At 57.9% G+C, this 15,798-nt stretch carries 19 protein-coding genes; 2 read left to right on the top strand and 17 right to left on the bottom strand.

Translation table 11 applies throughout. The features are described 5' to 3' along the window. From VEI50_08380 to VEI50_08315, 14 genes are all read right to left on the bottom strand, one after another. The gene (locus tag VEI50_08380) at positions 1–3,189 is read right to left on the bottom strand and encodes a multidrug efflux RND transporter permease subunit (GenBank protein HXX75134.1); all 3,189 of its coding nucleotides are present in this window, start codon (positions 3,187–3,189) and stop codon (positions 1–3) included. Next, the gene (locus VEI50_08375) at positions 3,186–4,391 is read right to left on the bottom strand and encodes an efflux RND transporter periplasmic adaptor subunit (GenBank protein ID HXX75133.1); all 1,206 of its coding nucleotides are present in this window, start codon (positions 4,389–4,391) and stop codon (positions 3,186–3,188) included. Before VEI50_08375 ends, VEI50_08380 begins: the two co-directional genes overlap by 4 nt. A gap of 124 nt (positions 4,392–4,515) precedes the next feature. Then, the gene (locus tag VEI50_08370; protein ID HXX75132.1) at positions 4,516–4,833 is read right to left on the bottom strand and encodes a hypothetical protein; all 318 of its coding nucleotides are present in this window, start codon (positions 4,831–4,833) and stop codon (positions 4,516–4,518) included. Between the two features lie 216 nt (positions 4,834–5,049). Beyond that, entirely contained in the window at positions 5,050–5,577 is a 528-nt protein-coding gene (locus tag VEI50_08365; GenBank protein ID HXX75131.1) for an SRPBCC family protein, read from the bottom strand. 11 nt (positions 5,578–5,588) lie between these two features. Continuing rightward, on the bottom strand, positions 5,589–6,017 hold the full coding sequence (locus tag VEI50_08360; GenBank protein ID HXX75130.1) for a YciI family protein: 429 nt from the start codon (positions 6,015–6,017) through the stop codon (positions 5,589–5,591). Positions 6,018–6,108: 91 nt separating this feature from the next. Beyond that, on the bottom strand, positions 6,109–6,519 hold the full coding sequence (locus VEI50_08355; protein HXX75129.1) for a YciI family protein: 411 nt from the start codon (positions 6,517–6,519) through the stop codon (positions 6,109–6,111). Positions 6,520–6,564: 45 nt separating this feature from the next. Next, positions 6,565–6,861, bottom strand: a complete 297-nt coding sequence (locus VEI50_08350; protein HXX75128.1) for a MoaD/ThiS family protein — start codon at positions 6,859–6,861, stop codon at positions 6,565–6,567. Positions 6,862–7,063: 202 nt separating this feature from the next. Then, positions 7,064–8,248: an exo-alpha-sialidase gene (locus VEI50_08345; protein HXX75127.1), complete on the bottom strand. Its 1,185-nt coding sequence runs from the start codon at positions 8,246–8,248 to the stop codon at positions 7,064–7,066. After that, positions 8,245–8,781: a VOC family protein gene (locus tag VEI50_08340; protein ID HXX75126.1), complete on the bottom strand. Its 537-nt coding sequence runs from the start codon at positions 8,779–8,781 to the stop codon at positions 8,245–8,247. Before VEI50_08340 ends, VEI50_08345 begins: the two co-directional genes overlap by 4 nt. Before the next feature lie 18 nt (positions 8,782–8,799). Then, the gene (locus VEI50_08335; protein HXX75125.1) at positions 8,800–9,156 is read right to left on the bottom strand and encodes a YciI family protein; all 357 of its coding nucleotides are present in this window, start codon (positions 9,154–9,156) and stop codon (positions 8,800–8,802) included. Positions 9,157–9,272: 116 nt separating this feature from the next. Beyond that, positions 9,273–9,632, bottom strand: coding sequence for a YciI family protein (locus VEI50_08330; protein ID HXX75124.1), 360 nt, complete (start codon positions 9,630–9,632; stop codon positions 9,273–9,275). Between the two features lie 125 nt (positions 9,633–9,757). Further along, positions 9,758–11,062, bottom strand: coding sequence for an RNA polymerase sigma factor (locus tag VEI50_08325; GenBank protein HXX75123.1), 1,305 nt, complete (start codon positions 11,060–11,062; stop codon positions 9,758–9,760). A gap of 162 nt (positions 11,063–11,224) precedes the next feature. After that, positions 11,225–11,524 (bottom strand): hypothetical protein, encoded by a 300-nt coding sequence (locus VEI50_08320; protein HXX75122.1) that lies wholly within the window; start codon positions 11,522–11,524, stop codon positions 11,225–11,227. Positions 11,525–11,962: 438 nt separating this feature from the next. Next, complete coding sequence (locus VEI50_08315; GenBank protein HXX75121.1) at positions 11,963–12,187, bottom strand: VCBS repeat-containing protein; 225 nt, start codon at positions 12,185–12,187, stop codon at positions 11,963–11,965. Positions 12,188–12,266: 79 nt separating this feature from the next. Here VEI50_08315 and VEI50_08310 point away from each other — a divergent pair, with 79 nt between their 5' ends. Beyond that, positions 12,267–12,461: a hypothetical protein gene (locus VEI50_08310; protein ID HXX75120.1), complete on the top strand. Its 195-nt coding sequence runs from the start codon at positions 12,267–12,269 to the stop codon at positions 12,459–12,461. Positions 12,462–12,564: 103 nt separating this feature from the next. Here VEI50_08310 and VEI50_08305 read toward each other — a convergent pair whose 3' ends face one another. The 3 genes from VEI50_08305 to VEI50_08295 form a co-directional block, all read right to left on the bottom strand. Continuing rightward, entirely contained in the window at positions 12,565–13,203 is a 639-nt protein-coding gene (locus VEI50_08305) for a hypothetical protein (GenBank protein ID HXX75119.1), read from the bottom strand. 87 nt (positions 13,204–13,290) lie between these two features. After that, positions 13,291–14,364 (bottom strand): hemolysin family protein, encoded by a 1,074-nt coding sequence (locus tag VEI50_08300; GenBank protein ID HXX75118.1) that lies wholly within the window; start codon positions 14,362–14,364, stop codon positions 13,291–13,293. A 168-nt stretch (positions 14,365–14,532) separates the two neighbouring features. Then, positions 14,533–14,910, bottom strand: a complete 378-nt coding sequence (locus VEI50_08295; GenBank protein HXX75117.1) for a hypothetical protein — start codon at positions 14,908–14,910, stop codon at positions 14,533–14,535. A gap of 226 nt (positions 14,911–15,136) precedes the next feature. On the opposite strand from VEI50_08295, the gene VEI50_08290 reads away from it, so the two are divergent. Further along, positions 15,137–15,712 (top strand): acyloxyacyl hydrolase, encoded by a 576-nt coding sequence (locus tag VEI50_08290; GenBank protein ID HXX75116.1) that lies wholly within the window; start codon positions 15,137–15,139, stop codon positions 15,710–15,712. Positions 15,713–15,798: the final 86 nt, after the last annotated feature.

Raw genomic sequence — 15,798 nt, 5'->3', positions numbered from 1 at the left:
TCAATGCCCTCCTTCTTCGCGTGACCCAACTAGTATGGCATCCGCTATTTCAGTTTCCTCTTCTCTAACTGGCTCAGCGCGCTGCGGGCTCAGCTTCCGGACCAGCACAAAGAATAGGGGAACAAAGAAGATGGCTAAAAAGGTTGCGGCGAGCATGCCGCCGAGCACGCCGGTCCCGATGGAATTCCGTCCCGCTGCGCCAGCCCCCGTCGCGACAACCAGGGGGACGACTCCGAGAATAAAGGCCATCGAGGTCATCACGATCGGTCGGAACCGGAGCCGGGCCGCTTCAAGCGCGGCATCGACCATCGACATCCCGTGTTCATACCGCTTGTTGGCGAACTCCACGATCAGGATCGCATTCTTGGCCGACAGGCCGATCAGGGTCACCAGGCCGATCTGAAAGAAAATATCGTTCGTCATGCTGCGTACCAAGACGGCCGTCAAGGCTCCAAAGACGCCGAAGGGAACGGCGAGGATCACCGCAAACGGCACGGTCCAGCTCTCGTACATCGCGGCCAGGACGAGAAACACCATGAGGAGCCCGAATCCAAACGCCGCGACAGACTGGCCTCCGGCCTTGTGCTCCTGATACGAAATGCCGCTCCAGTCGATGTCGTATCCCTTCGGCACCAGTGTTTCACTCGCTGCCCGCTCCAGCGCGTCGAGGGCTTGTCCCGAGCTGTAGCCCGGTGCCGCCGCGCCGAGCACGAGCGCGGTGTTGTATCCGTTAAAGTGCGTGACCGGATCGGGACCGCTGGTGTATTCGGTCGTGACAACCGTATCGAGCGGAATCATGGCGGGCCCCTGTCCGCTCAGGGCTCGAACGTATATTTTTGAAATATCCCCCGGTTTGGATCGATATTGGGCCTCGGACTCCGTTTGGACGCGATAGACCCGGCCGAATTTGACGAAATCGTTGATGTAGAAATTGCCCCAAAACGCCTGCAATGTATCGAAGACTTCCGAGATCGGCACACCCAACGCTTTGGCGCGCTCGCGGTTGATATGGGCATACAGCCGAGGCGACGTCACGCGGAAATTCGTCCCGATCGCACCGATCGCCGGATCCTGCTTGGCCTTGGCCGTAAACTCTTGGGCCACGGCCGCAAATTTCTTGAAATCGCCGCCGCTCGGGTCTTGAATTTGTACCGAAAAGCCTCCGGTCGCCCCCAGGCCTCGGATGGACGGCGCGTTGAACGCCAGGATCAAGGCCTCCGGAATTTTCGCGAATTCCTGAAAGGCCGCGCCGATCAAGGCCTGCACGTGCTCACCCGGCCCCGTGCGTTCATCCCAGAGATGCAGAGGGGTAAACATGGTCGCCGTATTCGATCCTCGCGTTCCGAACACAAAGTTTTGTCCTACCAAGGCATCCGTGCTGTGGATCGCGGGAATCGAGAGATAGAACTGCTCGAGCTTGTTTACGACGGCCGTGGTCCGTTCTTTCGACGCTCCGTCCGGCAGTTGAACCACTGTGATGAAGTATCCCTGATCTTCATCGGGCAGGAAGCTGTGCGGGATGATTTGCAACATTCCAGCCGCGACCACCCCGACGATCACAAAGACTGTGACCGCCAGCACGGAATGACGGAGCACCATTCCAACGGTTTTCGTATAGCGAACCTGCGTCCAGTCGAAGAATCGATTGAAGAGACGGAAGAAGCCCCTCGGGTCCGTCCTATGTCCGGGCTTGAAGAGGATCGCGCACAGCGCCGGGCTCAGCGTGAGCGCCACGATCCCCGAAATCGTGACAGAAATCGCAATCGTAATGGCGAATTGCTTGTAGAGCTGGCCGGTAATCCCGCCTAAGAATCCCACCGGCACGAACACGGCGCAGAGCACGAGGACGATCGCAATGACCGGACCGGCGACTTCCGACATGGCCCGCTTGGCGGCTTCTTTGGCGGAACAGTGTTCCGTTGCCATGTGCCGCTCGACATTCTCCACGACGACGATCGCGTCGTCGACCACGATACCAATGGCCAGGACCATCCCGAACAGGGTCAACGTGTTGATCGAAAACCCCAAGGCTTCCATCCCGGCGAAGGTGCCGATCAGCGAGACTGGAACCGCGACAGCCGGAATGATGGTGGCGCGCCAGGTTTGTAGAAACAGGTACACGACCAGGATGACCAGAATCATCGCTTCGCCCAGTGTCTTGACGACCTCTTCGATCGACACCTCGATAAACTTGGTGGTGTCGTAGGGGACGTCGTACTTCATGCCCGGGGGGAAATTTTTCGTGAGTGCATCCATCTCCGCCCGGATGCGCTTGACCGTCTCGAGCGCGTTATAGCCGGGAGCCAGGAAGGTCAGCAGAAATGTCGTCGGTTTGCCCTTGAACCGCCCCTCGAGGTCGTAGGATTGCGCACCCAGTTCGACTCGGGCCACGTCCATGAGTCGGACCATGGAGCCGTTCGGCAGGGCACGGACGATCATGTCCTCGAATTCTTTCACTTCGGTGAGCCGGCCGAGCGTGATCACGGGAATCGTGAGCTCGGTGCCCTTCGGAGCAGGCTCCCGTCCCACGGTGCCGGCCGGGAAGTCGCGATTCTGTTCACGGACGACGTCGATGATATCGGTTGGTGTCAGGTTGAGTTGCGCCATCCGCACCGGATCCAGAATGATGCGCATGCTATAGCTCTGGGCGCCGAATACCGTGGCATCCCCCACGCCCGGCAGCCGCTTGACGTTGTCGAGGATGCGAAGGATGGCGTAATTGGAGATAAAGAGCGCGTCGTGTCTGACGTCGCTCGATTCCAGGGTGATCACCGCCAGGAGGTCCGGCGAGGTTTTCTTGATCGAGATGCCCCTCCGGATGACCTCGGGAGGAAGCTGCGGTTCGGCCAGCTTTTCCCGGTTCTGTGTCTGCACGGTGGCGATATCGACGTCGGTCCCGATTTCAAACGACAGCCTCATGGTGACATGGCCGTCATTGGTACTGGTCGAATCGTAGTACAGGAGATTGTCGATGCCTGGGAGCTGCACTTCGATTGGACGGGCCACCGAATCCGCGATAACCTCGGCGCTGGCTCCGGGATAGTCGGCATCGATCTGCACGACCGGCGGAGTGATGTTGGGAAACTGGGCGATCGGGAGCGCCTGGATCGAGACCAGGCCGACCACCACAATGATGATGGACAACACCGCGGCGAAGATCGGACGATCGATGAAAAATGCGGAGCTCATGGAGTTTGCTCAGCCTTGCCTTCGGCCAGCGACGGAGGTTGCGTCCCCGTCGCTGAGTTCGGCACGGTCACGGGCTTGACCTGCGCACCCGGCATCACTCGTTGGAACCCGTCGATCATGACTCGTTCGCCCGAGTGGAGTCCGTCCTCGATGAGCCAGCGATCTCCTTGCCAAGTGGTCGCCTTGACGTCCCGGACCTCGACCTTGTCGCCTTCGGCAACGACGTACACGACCGGCCCCGTCGGCCCCTGCTGTACTGCGCGCTGCGGGACCAGGATGACGTTCGGTTTTGACACGCCGTGAAACCGAACGGTCACGAATTGCCCGGGCAGCAAGACGCGGTCGGGATTCGGGAAGACGACGCGCGCCTGCCGCGAACCTGTCTCGGCCCGCAGTCCCACATCGGCGAAATCGAGGACGCCTTCGTGTGAATAGGTGGAGCCATCTACAAACGTAATGTTGCCCGTCAATTGATAGATCCCTGGGTGCTGGATCCGCTGGGCGATGATGTCCCGCCTCCGTTTCAAGAGAAAGCTTTCCGGTGCGCTCACGATCACGTACATCGGATCCACTTGATGAATGACGGTCAGCAGATCCGTCTGCGCCGTCACCAACCGTCCCTCGTAGTAGCGCGTCCGTTCGATCAGACCGTCGATCGGGGCTATGATGAGTGTATTGTCGAGGTCGAACTTTGCCTTGACCAGATCTCCGTTCGCCGCCTCTAGCGCCGCTTTCGCGGCCAATTCCTCCGCGACTGCATCATCAACATCCTTTTGGCTCACCGCCTGTTCCACCAGCAGCGGTTTCACGCGAGCGAGATTCTGCTTGGCCTGGACCAGCCGAGCCTCGGCTTGAGACACTCTCCCTCTTGCGCTGATTTCGGCCGCCTTGAAAGGGATCGGGTCGATCTGATAGAGGCGGTCGCCCTTCTTGACGTCGCGCCCCTCGGAAAAGAAGCGCTCTTTGATAATCCCGGTCACCTGCGGACGGACCTCAACAATCCTAGACGCCTCCGCCTGTCCGATGAATTCAGGCTCGTCAGGCACCGTTTGCGGCTCGACCGTCACGACTTCGACCTGCGGCGCCAGCTTCACCGGGGAAGAGTCCGCGTCCTTCTTACAGCCAATGGCAAACGGCAATCCGACACAAACCAGGACACAGACACCCGCTCTGAGTGGTCGTCTTATGGAAGAAGTCATCATGATGTTCTCCGTGGTCTCTTATTTCCGCGAGACCCTTCGCCCGCGCGGCAAGAAAATCAACCAAGTGTTTGGGTACAGATCCAGCAACCCGATGACCGGCTCATCTATTCTACGCTCGCCTCTCTTACTCAGTCTTGTGTCGATCCCCACACGATGACTTGCTGAGACCAGAGCCTGTGATTTCGTCAACGATGCATCTGGTCAAACAACCGGCGGCGCGAAGTTCAGCGCCTTGTTGCCACATTTTCGTCAGGAGCGCCTTGCCGTCGGCGTCCACGAATGTGACACCGGTCAAGTCCACCACGGCACGACTGCCTGCATCTGCCGTCGTCCGACGCCAGCAGGCCTTCAGTTCCTCAACCCAAGGTCCCGCCAGTCGCCCTTCGAGCTTAAACGATATCGATTTCAAGGTCTCGTCTCGCTGTTGCGTGATCTTCAGCATTGCCGATTCCCCCTGCTTCTCTACAATGGCAAGGGGCATTCCAGCAATACCAATCGGTCTGGACTATCTAACTTATTGAAAGAATGATTGGAATTCTAGATACATGCGTCCGGATAGGCCGGCTGACGAGGCGCTTCTGCCGATATCCCGGCACACGCCGAACCATCGGCAGGAGTCCGGAAGCGTCTGACTCACTCACATGGGGTCCGTCGAAGGTTAATTCTCGGCGAGGGCCTTCAGATTGGCGAGACCAGCTTCGAAGTCCTTGCCGACCATACGGTCCATGTCGAAAAAGAGATGGATGATTTTTGCCGCGTAGGAAAGAGGCCCTTGCATCGACCATGTGACGTCGGTGGTCTCGGCTCCTCTTTGCAGTGTGAATTCAGCGATGTTGTGGGCTTCAAACGGTTTCATGAAGTCCAGTTTGATCGCAATCTTCGAAGGGGGAGTTGATTCGATGATCTCCATGCGACCCTGCCCCACGTTCTGGTCCCCATCCCACTCATACACAGAATCCTTGCCGTCAGCTGCACCACTATAGGTTCGTTTCATCGTGGGGTCTTTTTTCTCATAAGGTGACCAGGAGACCCAACGATGGAAATCGTTGATGAGTGGGAAAATCTTCTCGGGCGGCGCCTTGATGGTCGACGAACGCTGGATGCGAAACGTGTCGGGTTTGGTTGTGACATACAGAAGCAGCGCCGCGAGCACCACGAGGAGCATGATGACCATTGTCTTGAACATCTGTTCCTCGTCTACCGTTTCTTCGCGTCGACGTGCGCGCGAATGCGCTCTTCCTGCTCCATGAGTTCGGGCGTGAATTCAGCCCCGAAGTCCTCCGCCTCGAAGATCTGGCGAATCTCGATCTCGCTCTCACCGGGATGCGGATTGGGGCAACGCTTGGCCCACTCGATCGCCTCTGCTTTCGACTTCACCTGCCAGATCCAGAACCCTGCGATCAATTCCTTTGTCTCCGCGAAGGGTCCGTCTGTGACGGTGCGCTTGCTTCCCGAAAACTTGACGCGGGCACCCTTGGACATGGGCTGGAGCCCCTCTCCCGCGAGCAGCACGCCGGCTTTAACCAGTTCCTCGTTGAATTTCCCCATTTCGGCGAGGAGCTGCTGACTGGGCATCACCCCCGCTTCTGGATCCTTCGTCGCCTTAAAGAGGATCATGAATCGCATGCGAACCTCCCTTATGAGCCGCGAAGCCTTCAGCCCTCAGCGTTCAGCATTTCTCGATCGTCACATGAAGAACAGCACATGGTCGTTTGACTCATTTTCGCACGGCGGCACGACGGCGCTCGCGCAACTGCGGGATCGCAGCGACCATGGGGTCGTCCTCGAGCACCTCACGAATTTCGATTTCCACTTCTCCCTTGAGCTTTGGGATGGGACAGCGCTTGACCCACTCGATGGCTTCACGCTTCGACTGCACATTCCAGAGCCAGTAACCGCCCACGAGTTCCTTCGTCTCGGCAAATGGGCCATCAATCACCGTCGACTTGCCTCCCGAAAATCGCACACGTGCGCCCTTCGAATCCGGCTCGAGCCGTTGCAGATCGAGCAGCACGCCCGCTTTCGCGAGGTCGTCGTTATATTTGGCCATCTCGGCCATGAAGCTATCATCCGGTGTCATGCCGTCTTCACATGGCTGATTTGATTTCACGATGACCATGAATTGCATACGTCTCTCCAATCATGTGTCGTACTAATGTTAGTCAACAGCCGGTCATCCGCCGGCCATGGCGCCCACAATCAGAAATGGCTCGACTCCGCTCGCCACAGCATCGGGGAGGGAAGCGTCGGGCGACTCGTGCGAGAGATCCTGCTCGCAGGCAAAAAATCTCACGAACGGTCGGCGCGTGAGCGCGCTGTGATCCCGGATCGTTCCCCGCAACATCGGATAGCGGGCTTCGAGGGCATCGAGTACCGTCCGCTGCGTGACAGGACCGGCGACGTCCAACTGCACCTCGCCGTCAACGCGCGCGAGGGTTCGCAAATGTGCCGGAAGCACGACTCGAATCATTTTTCATCCGTCGGAGCTAATGGCGTATAGCTTATGGCACAAGCCAAGAAGATTGAAGAGCATATGGCGTATAGTTTATGGCACTGGCAGTACGAGAAGAGCAGCGCGCTCCGTGCTCGTTCTATACGCCATAAGCGATAAGCTCTTTCACGCATCTGCTTGTGCAATACGCTATTGGCTATAAGCCATACGCTCTTATCCGCTACAGTGTTTGCACTTCCACCGAATAAACCGCCGGCAAGTCCCGGACGAGAGGATTCCAACTATCGCCCGCGTCCGCCGACCCATACACCTGCCCGCCGGTGGTCCCGAAATAAATCCCGCAGGAATCGAGCGAGTCGACGGCCATCGAGTCGCGTAACACATTGACGTAGCAATCTTGCTGCGGCAGACCCTTCGTGAGTGCTTCCCACTCGTTGCCCCCGGTGCGGCTGCGGTACACACGCAGCTTTCCGTCCGGCACATAGTGTTCCGAATCGCTCTTGATCGGGACCACGTAGATCGTGTTCGGCTCGTGTGCGTGCACATCGATTGGAAACCCGAAATCGGTCGGCAGATTCCCACTGACCTCGTGCCACGACTCGCCGGCATCGTCGCTCCGCATGACGTCCCAATGTTTCTGCATGAAGAGCACATTCGGCCTGGCCGGATGCATCGCGATGCGGTGCACACAGTGACCCACTTCTGCATCAGGGTCAGGAAGTTCGTACTGAGACTTGAGCCCGCGATTGATCGCCCGCCATGACTTGCCTCCGTCGTCGGTCCGGAACACACCCGCGGCCGAGATGGCGATATAGAGGCGCCGTGGATTGCTTCGGTCCTGCATGATCGTGTGGAGACACATCCCGCCGGCGCCCGGTTGCCAAAGGTGGCCTTTTGCGCTGCGGAGCCCGGCAAGCTCATGCCACGTTTGCCCGCCGTCGGTCGATCGGAACAAGGCCGCGTCTTCCACACCCGCATAGACCGTGTCCGGATCGGTCAGCGATGGTTCGAGATGCCAAACCCGCTTGAACTCCCACGGATGCTGCGTGCCGTCGTACCACTGGTGCGTCGTGAGCGGTTTGCCGGATTCGGACGACGTATCGTACACGAACTTGTTGCTCTCGCCTTTCGGCATGCCGTCCGCAGTTGTGGTCGGTTCACCGGGAGGCGTGCCCGGTTGATGCCAGGTCTTGCCCCCGTCATCCGAGCGTTGAATGATCTGCCCGAACCAGCTGCTGGTCTGCGACGCATACAACCGATTCGGATCAGCCGGTGATCCCTTGAGGTGATACATTTCCCAGCCGCCGAACAACGGACCGTTGACGTCCCACTGTTTACGCTTTCCGTCCGATGTCAAAATGAAGGCGCCCTTCTTCGTGCCGACCAGCACCCGTACCTTGCTCATACCTCACTCCTTTCATAGGCTTCCTCTAACCGTTTGATGTCGAGCTTCTTCATCTGAAGGATGGCTTGCATCACACGATTCGTTTTGTCCGAATCTTTGTCCTGCAGCATCGTCCCTAACAGCGTCGGAACGATCTGCCAGGACAGACCATACTTGTCTTTCAGCCAGCCGCATACCCCTTGTTCTCCTCCCTCAGAAAGCGTCTCCCAGAGCCGATCGATTTCGTGTTGCTTCTCGCAGTTCGCGATGAACGAGATCGCTTCGCTGAATTTGAAGTGGGGACCGCCGTTCAGTGCCATAAATTCCTGCCCCGCGATCTCGAACGTCATAGTCATGACCGATCCCTTGGGCCTCCCGGAAACCTCCGCTCCCGCTTCTCCGTAACGGGCAATGCGTCCGACCTTGGAATGCTTAAAGATCGACGTATAAAACTTCACCGCCTCTTCGGCCTGGTCGTCGAACCACAAACAGGGCGTGATTTTCTGCGTCACGTTGTGCTCCTTCGTATTGCCATTGTTCGTGCCATCAGCCATCAGCTATACGCTCTTCCGTCAGCCCGGCAATCCCGGTATCTCGATCACCGGCCGTACTTCGACCGTGCCTTTGCGCGCCATGGGAATCTTCGCCGCAACGGCGAGAGCCTCGTCAAGATTCTCGGCTTCGATGAGAAAGTAGCCGCCCAGTTGCTCACGCGTCTCCGCGAACGGACCGTCGGTCACGAGCCGCTTGCCGTCGCGCACCCTGACGCTGGTCGCCATTGACGTCGGATACAATGGATTGGCAGACAGGTATTGGCCCTTCGAGTGAAGTTGATGCGCCAGCTCTGTGGACTCTTTGTAGCAATCCTGCCGCTCGCTCTCGCTCAACCCTGCTTGTTCCTCAAAGTAGATCAGCAACATGTATTTCATATGGGCCTCTCGTTCAGTGCGTCCTGTCGTTCCATCGCGACCGATCACGATCCAGACTTCATTAAGACTTCCGTATCATAGTGCATGTCGCCGAATGCCTATGCAACGGTTGACACTCAGCGACTGGCCTTGAATTCCCTGACAGGCCGCACCTCCAGGCTCCCGAGCCGCGCTGACGGAAACTTCGAGGCCACTTGAATTGCCTCGTTCAGGTCTTGTGCGTTGATGAGAAAAAATCCTCCGATCTGTTCCTTCGTCTCGGCAAAGGGACCATCCGTGACAGACAAGTCGCCGCCACGGACGCGCACGGTCATGGCCGTCTGAACTGATTCCAGAGGCTCCGCCAGAATGAGGTGGCCGCCCTTCTCATGCGCTTCGCAGTAGGCCGAGGTCTCATCCATAGGGGTCTCGCACTCGCTCTTGGACATGGAGTCAAACTTCTTCTCATCGTGGCAGCAGAAGAGCAGATATTTCATGGTTCCGACCTCCGATGTGAATGTGAAATGCTGTTCTTGTCAGATAGTCGTCCGGGAAGACCAAAATCGACACGAGCGATCGAATCTCGCGGATTCAATCACTTATGAGAGGGGAGGCCAGGTCGTCAACCAGCCTTGTCATGCAGTTCACTCAACCGTCGCTTAAGAAACCGCTGCTCCGGCTCTTGCTGCGTGAGACTCAAGGCCCGTTTATAGGGCACACGGGCATCCTCCGTTCTCCCCAGTCGCCGGCAGAGATCGGCCCGCGCCGAATGAGTGAGGTGATACTTCACCAATTCGCCTCGCGCAAGAAGAGCATCGATCAAGGCCAGACCGGCCGAGGGACCGTCACGCATCGCCACGGCCACCGCACGATTCAGCTCGATTACGGGTGAGGGCTCGGCCCGCATCAGCAGGTCGTAGAGCGCCACGATCTGAGCCCAATCCGTGGCCGCGGCGCTGGGCGCTTGCGCGTGCACGGCTCCGATCGCCGCTTGGATGGCGTACGGTCCCACCGACCTCGACGACAACGCCTGTTCCACCAGCGACACTCCCTCGGTAATCTGATCCCGATTCCAGAGAGCGCGATCCTGATCCTCCAGGAGAATCAAGTCGCCCGTCGACGACGTGCGCGCCGTACGCCGCGAGTCGTGCAGCATCATCAGCGCCAGAAGTCCGATCGCCTCAGGCTCCGGCAGCAGCGCGATCAGTAACCGTCCTAAACGGATTGCTTCGCTTGAGAGATCGTGACGCGTGACCGAGCCACCGGATGAGGCAGAGTATCCCTCGTTGAACACGAGATAGACGACCCGGAGCACCGCCTCCAACCGGTCCGGCAGTTCTTGCTCTGATGGAACTTCATAGGGAATCCGCGCATCCCGGATCTTGGCCTTGGCACGTACGATCCGCTGAGCGATCGTGGCCGGCTTCGTGAGAAAGGCGCGCGCGATTTCCTCGGTCGTGAGCCCGCAAACCTCCCGGAGGGTCATCGCCACTTGCGCCTCGGACGGCAGAGCGGGATGGCAACAGGTGAAGATCAGTCGCAGCCGATCGTCTTCGACGCTCTCGTCGGTTTGTGCGTCGGCGTCATTTGTGGTGGCTTCCAGCTGCCTGGTGAGTTCTGTCAGCGAGGCATCATACCGGGCACGCCGACGCATGCCATCGATGGCCTTGAAGCGACCGGTGGACACAAGCCACGCGCGCGGATTCGCCGGGGCACCATCGCGCGCCCATTGCTCGACTGCCACGGCAAACGCATCGTGTAGCGCCTCCTCGGCGGCGTCGAAGTCGCCGAGTAGACGGATCAGGGTGGCGAGCACCTGGCGCGACTCGGAGCGGTAGAGCTCGTCCACCAACTCTCGCCCCTGCACGGTTTTGTTCTCACTCACTGCCGGCAAACCCGCATAGTGAGATGGTCCGGAGAGATCCATATGGTTAGCACCGCATGCGCCGAGAACCGGCTCAAAAAAACAGGCTACTGTGAGAGGTTCACTTAGTCAACGGGAGGAATCCGACTCGTGAGCGAATCAGAAACGCCGCCGCACGTGGGCGAGGCGAAACTGTTCCTGACACTGTCTCGTCTTGGAATCGAACTATGGACGCCAGAAGGCTTCCCAGTCCTCCTGTCGGATTTGCATCGCGCGAAGAACCTCAACGGGAAGACCAATCGTGACATGGGCTTGAGCTTCATAAGCCGCGATTTGTTGGTGCATGATGAACACCATCGCCTTGAGGTGCTCAAGGCTCATACGGATGGTAGCAACACGTTCGATTTGCGGGAGAGCCCCAGGTGCGACAGGGGTCGCGCCGGAGAGTTGAAAATTCACGGTGCACCCAAAGGCTCCGAGGTTGACTTGAAATTGGTCAGCATACACATCAGGCGTTTCAGACATGAGTCCTCCTTAGAATCCAGTTCGATTCGTTGAGGGATGATATTTCCCGCTCGCCGATTGGTCAATATCAAATCTGACTACTGCTCCATGCTGAGGTGTTCGAGCAGAAATCACAAACAGCGGAGGAGGGGATTGATGCTGTTGCGGCCGGCGGGGCTCAAAAACCGTTAGTAAGGAATTCTTCTTTGCGAAGCGTACGGAAACAGTCCGAACGATACCGTCACATGGTCATGCTGCATGATCATTCTTCGCTGCCCGTGGAGGACTTAGCATGGCTTGCGAGACCTGTTCATCCGGAGTGGTCGTTGAGACCAACCAATGAACATGCTCGCGCCGCTCGGAGGTTACACCGGTCGCATCGCGATCCATTCGTTTCATGCCATGTCAAAGAATGAAAGCGCGCGCATATTCAGCATGACCTCCCGACGCCGAAACTGATCACGCCAGCACACCTTCGTGCAGCGACGTGCTGCAGGGGATAGGTGAGAGCAACGCTTCTCTGAGCTGTGCGAAGATCTTATGTCGGGCGTATTGCCTCGCATCTCCTTCCGCAGTCGGTCCCGAGAAGGTCAACACATCTTTTCGTCCATCACCATCGTAATCGATGGCTTCCACTCGCCAGTCGCCATTCGCCTCCGTTGGCTCGACGATTTCATAGATCATGGGAGACCTCCTGTTGCATATATGTAATTAAATGCTAATTAGCTTCTAAAAAGCAATCAATCCGTGTTATCTTGCAGCCATGGCTAGAAAGCCAAACAAACATCAGACGGCACCGATTTCAATCAGGCCTTCTGCGGAAGTGGCTGCCTACTTGGCGGAACTCGCGAAGGTGGGGATCCACGGCAAGACGTCGGCTGAGGTCGCAAAGGCGCTGGTGGGGAATGAAATCGAGCGGCTAATCCGAGAAGGCATCATCCGTTTGCGGAAAACATAACCCCTCTCCCGATACCTATCGCCTCACAGAATAAAATCCCGCGCGGACGAGGCCAATTGGTTTCTGACACCGTTGTCGTATCTCGCCGTCCGGAACGGGTCGGTCACGGAGCGGCATCGCCGCTTGCCCGCATGGGGACGTTCACGGCATCCTTCGTCAAATCGGCGTGCTGCTCGGACACCTGCACCAAAGTCGGTTCCCGTGCGTTCTCGACCATGAAGCGATAACCTTTCCCCACCGAGACTCGCTGGGGAATGTGTACGACCACGCGCCCGATATACCGAACTTCGCCCGCCATGCTGGCAAAGATCAAGTTCAACTCTCCTCCGATACCCCTGACCCGGGCTTCTTGAAAACTCTTGAAGAGATACTGGCCCGTCCGTAAGCGGGCGATGAAAATCCGCTCTTGCCCGCTCTTCGCATCAAGCCGATACCGTTCAGCATAGGGAGTTTCACCATAGGGGTCTCCCGGTTGGACCTGCACGATGTCGAATTCATACTCTTTCATGACCTCGCGGCCTGGGACGTCATGGTCCGATGCTCCCTTCTCCGGTTGCACAAGTACCGACCCAATGACCACGCCCCACTCCGTCGTCGCCCGTGTGACGCCTTCATCGGACATATCGAGGGATTTGACACAGGACAGCGAGCCGAAGAGCACCGCGCACCATCCCAAGAGCGCAAGAAGGTGTTTGGCCTTGGTGAGATCCGGAACCACACGTTTCAAATGGTCAATGTGCATGAGTCCCCGAGCGCGGGCGGGCAAGGTGAGATGGGTCCTGGAACATTATCCTGCCGCGGGTGCGAGGAACCTCATGATTCGCGGCGTTCATGACAGATTAGAGCCTCTCCCGGCTCGAACCATCGGGCCGGAGCTCAAAAGGCGTCGGATCGCCCCGTCATCATCTTCATCGTAGATTTCACCGACCACCTCCTCCAGGATGTCCTCCAACGTGACGATGCCTAATCGCTCCGTTCCTGAGTAGACCACACCCATGTGAACCCGACGTTCCTGAAGGCGCCGGAGGCCGGTCAGCAGCGGCGTGTCGGCTTGCAGCTCGACCACGGGCCTGATGAACGACACCCAGTCCTCTCGGCCGGACGCACGCAAGGCGGCGAATTCCTTCGTATTGAGTATTCCTGTGACCTGGCCCTCCTTCAAGACGGGAAGACGCGTGTGCCCGGAAGAAATCATCGCAGTCTCGACGTCACTAGCCACACTCTGAACATCCACCGCCGTCACTTTGTCCCAGGGCAGATAAATCTCCCTGATTCGTTTCCGTTCAAGATCGACCAGGTTCATGACATACTGCCGATGCTGAGTCGACAGGAGCTCCAGTTCCACTGTTGTCTCCGCAGGCTCGCCGTCTCTCGACTCACCGATTTGTTGCCGCGACAAAAACCGGATAAGGCGCAGGAATTGCTTGGTCGACCATTCCAGCACCGTTACAGCAGGACCAAGAACCTTCTCAACCAGACTCAACCACGGCGCTGTCAACAAGGCGATGCTCATCGAATGTCTGAGCGCCAGACTTTTCGGCAACAATTCGCCGAGCACTATCGTGAAATAGGTCAAGGGCGCCACCACCAGGCCAATGGCAATCGCATCAGCCATATTCTCACTGACCTCCAACCGTTGTCTGAGAAGCGGGCTGAGGTCTTCTTCCGCTCCAACGCCACCCACGACGCCGGCCAGTGCCAGCGCAAGCGTGAGCCCGATCTGAATCACGGAAAGCGTTCGTTCAGGTGTCTCCCTCAATCGAAGAAGCACGCCTGCCCGGCTATGCCCCTGTCGCATCAATTGCCGGAGACTCGGTTTGTTTACCACGACAAACGCCATTTCGGTAAGAACGAGGAGAGCGTTGAAGAGCAAACACACGAGTATGATTCCTGTCTCTTTCATCTTCTCTGCCCTTTCTCTGGCTCCCTCTCTCTGCTACCAGCCAGCAAGGCGCATAACATAAAGCGCCTCGTGTCCTTGTATAGAAGCGGACCCCGAGCACAGCCACCGGGGACCCCCGCCACACGCGCACAGGCCGAATTGGTCCGTGACAGCGTTTTCTCTTCCTGACTATTGCGGCTGTCCACTCTGATGTTTGGACTCCACTTCCGTTTCTAACTTCAGGCGGGCAGCCCGTTCTTCTTCTGTGGCTCTCTCGGCATGCACCGCACGTTTCTCGGCATCTGTCGCTTGTTTTGAGAGAATTCCGATCACCTGACGGTTCACCGTCGAAAGGCGAGATGATGCGACAAGCTCCAGCGTTAACCCGATGATCAACACGAGGGCCGATGCCTTGCCGACCCTGGGTTTCCAGAAAGAGGATTTGATGAGGCTGGTAAATTCCACCAACGATTCCACGGTGACTCCCACAAAGACCAGAAACAAGCCGACATAATCGACGCGCTCCCACAATTCCGCCATGGCCTCTAGCGTTGAGATGTCTGACACCGTGCTGACTTCCCTTGGGCGTGTGAGTAAGAGGAGGGGAGGCTACTGCACTCGATTCGATGTGTCAATGAAGGAATCGGCGAGGCATATGGACGAGAAGAATCGCCACGCGCAGGCGAGGCGTAATTGAGTTCCGACGTCACTTTGGTGGTGGTTCCGAAAAGCGTGAATGTTTGGAGGGAGCGGCGAACCGTGTCACGATGTCATTATTCCAGACAGACCACCCATGCGCCCCATTCACTGTTCGCGCCTGCTCAATCTGATCGGCATGGTTGCATTCTCCATCCTGATCTCTACGCCCAGCCTTGCAGAAGACACGACTCTTCTCAGCATCGGCCCCCGCTTTGGCTTCAGTGGAAAAACTCCTCTGATGGGAAAACAACAAAAATACAATTTTTATCTGACCGACGTGGCCGCGGTCTTCAAACTTCCCTGGTCACGGCCGCTGGGTGAGAGCCCCTGGAAGCTGGAGACGAGACTGATCACCAGTGCGGGGGTGCTGGCAGCGACGGACGAATACGGACTGATGGCGACCGCCGTTCCCTGCCTCGCCTTGAGCGGCTGGAACAGAGTCGTGTCCCTCGATATCGGGGTGGGCTTGGGATTTTTCAGCCGAGACAAATATGGCGTTCAAGACTTCGGCGGTCCAGTTCAAATCGTCGCCACTGCCGGGCTCCTCGTCAATCCGATCCCCCACGCCTACGCCGGATTTCGTCTCCAACACTTCTCCGACGCGGGGGTATACGGACCGACCAGCCTCGGCGTCGATATGTACATCGTCGAAGCCGGCTACAGATTTTAACCACCGTTCATACGGAGGAAGGGGATCGTCCAACTGCACCAGCCCTTCAAGAAACGCAACAAGATGCCGCCGCGCACGGACGAGGC

It is taken from the genome of Nitrospiraceae bacterium (assembly GCA_035623075.1).
Lineage (GTDB): Bacteria > Nitrospirota > Nitrospiria > Nitrospirales > Nitrospiraceae > DASPUC01.
Note: the sequence above shows the minus strand (reverse complement) of the source record. Positions and strands in the feature narration are given on the sequence as shown.

Excerpts from the sequence above, each read along its gene's own strand:
- VEI50_08380 (HXX75134.1), bottom strand. The coding sequence starts at position 3,189 with ATGAGCTCCGCATTTTTCATCGATCGTCCGATCTTCGCCGCGGTGTTG.
- VEI50_08375 (HXX75133.1), bottom strand. The coding sequence starts at position 4,391 with ATGATGACTTCTTCCATAAGACGACCACTCAGAGCGGGTGTCTGTGTC.
- VEI50_08370 (HXX75132.1), bottom strand. The coding sequence starts at position 4,833 with ATGCTGAAGATCACGCAACAGCGAGACGAGACCTTGAAATCGATATCG.
- VEI50_08365 (HXX75131.1), bottom strand. The coding sequence starts at position 5,577 with ATGTTCAAGACAATGGTCATCATGCTCCTCGTGGTGCTCGCGGCGCTG.
- VEI50_08360 (HXX75130.1), bottom strand. The coding sequence starts at position 6,017 with ATGCGATTCATGATCCTCTTTAAGGCGACGAAGGATCCAGAAGCGGGG.
- VEI50_08355 (HXX75129.1), bottom strand. The coding sequence starts at position 6,519 with ATGCAATTCATGGTCATCGTGAAATCAAATCAGCCATGTGAAGACGGC.
- VEI50_08350 (HXX75128.1), bottom strand. The coding sequence starts at position 6,861 with ATGATTCGAGTCGTGCTTCCGGCACATTTGCGAACCCTCGCGCGCGTT.
- VEI50_08345 (HXX75127.1), bottom strand. The coding sequence starts at position 8,248 with ATGAGCAAGGTACGGGTGCTGGTCGGCACGAAGAAGGGCGCCTTCATT.
- VEI50_08340 (HXX75126.1), bottom strand. The coding sequence starts at position 8,781 with ATGGCTGATGGCACGAACAATGGCAATACGAAGGAGCACAACGTGACG.
- VEI50_08335 (HXX75125.1), bottom strand. The coding sequence starts at position 9,156 with ATGAAATACATGTTGCTGATCTACTTTGAGGAACAAGCAGGGTTGAGC.
- VEI50_08330 (HXX75124.1), bottom strand. The coding sequence starts at position 9,632 with ATGAAATATCTGCTCTTCTGCTGCCACGATGAGAAGAAGTTTGACTCC.
- VEI50_08325 (HXX75123.1), bottom strand. The coding sequence starts at position 11,062 with ATGGATCTCTCCGGACCATCTCACTATGCGGGTTTGCCGGCAGTGAGT.
- VEI50_08320 (HXX75122.1), bottom strand. The coding sequence starts at position 11,524 with ATGTCTGAAACGCCTGATGTGTATGCTGACCAATTTCAAGTCAACCTC.
- VEI50_08315 (HXX75121.1), bottom strand. The coding sequence starts at position 12,187 with ATGATCTATGAAATCGTCGAGCCAACGGAGGCGAATGGCGACTGGCGA.
- VEI50_08310 (HXX75120.1), top strand. The coding sequence starts at position 12,267 with ATGGCTAGAAAGCCAAACAAACATCAGACGGCACCGATTTCAATCAGG.
- VEI50_08305 (HXX75119.1), bottom strand. The coding sequence starts at position 13,203 with ATGCACATTGACCATTTGAAACGTGTGGTTCCGGATCTCACCAAGGCC.
- VEI50_08300 (HXX75118.1), bottom strand. The coding sequence starts at position 14,364 with ATGAAAGAGACAGGAATCATACTCGTGTGTTTGCTCTTCAACGCTCTC.
- VEI50_08290 (HXX75116.1), top strand. The coding sequence starts at position 15,137 with ATGCGCCCCATTCACTGTTCGCGCCTGCTCAATCTGATCGGCATGGTT.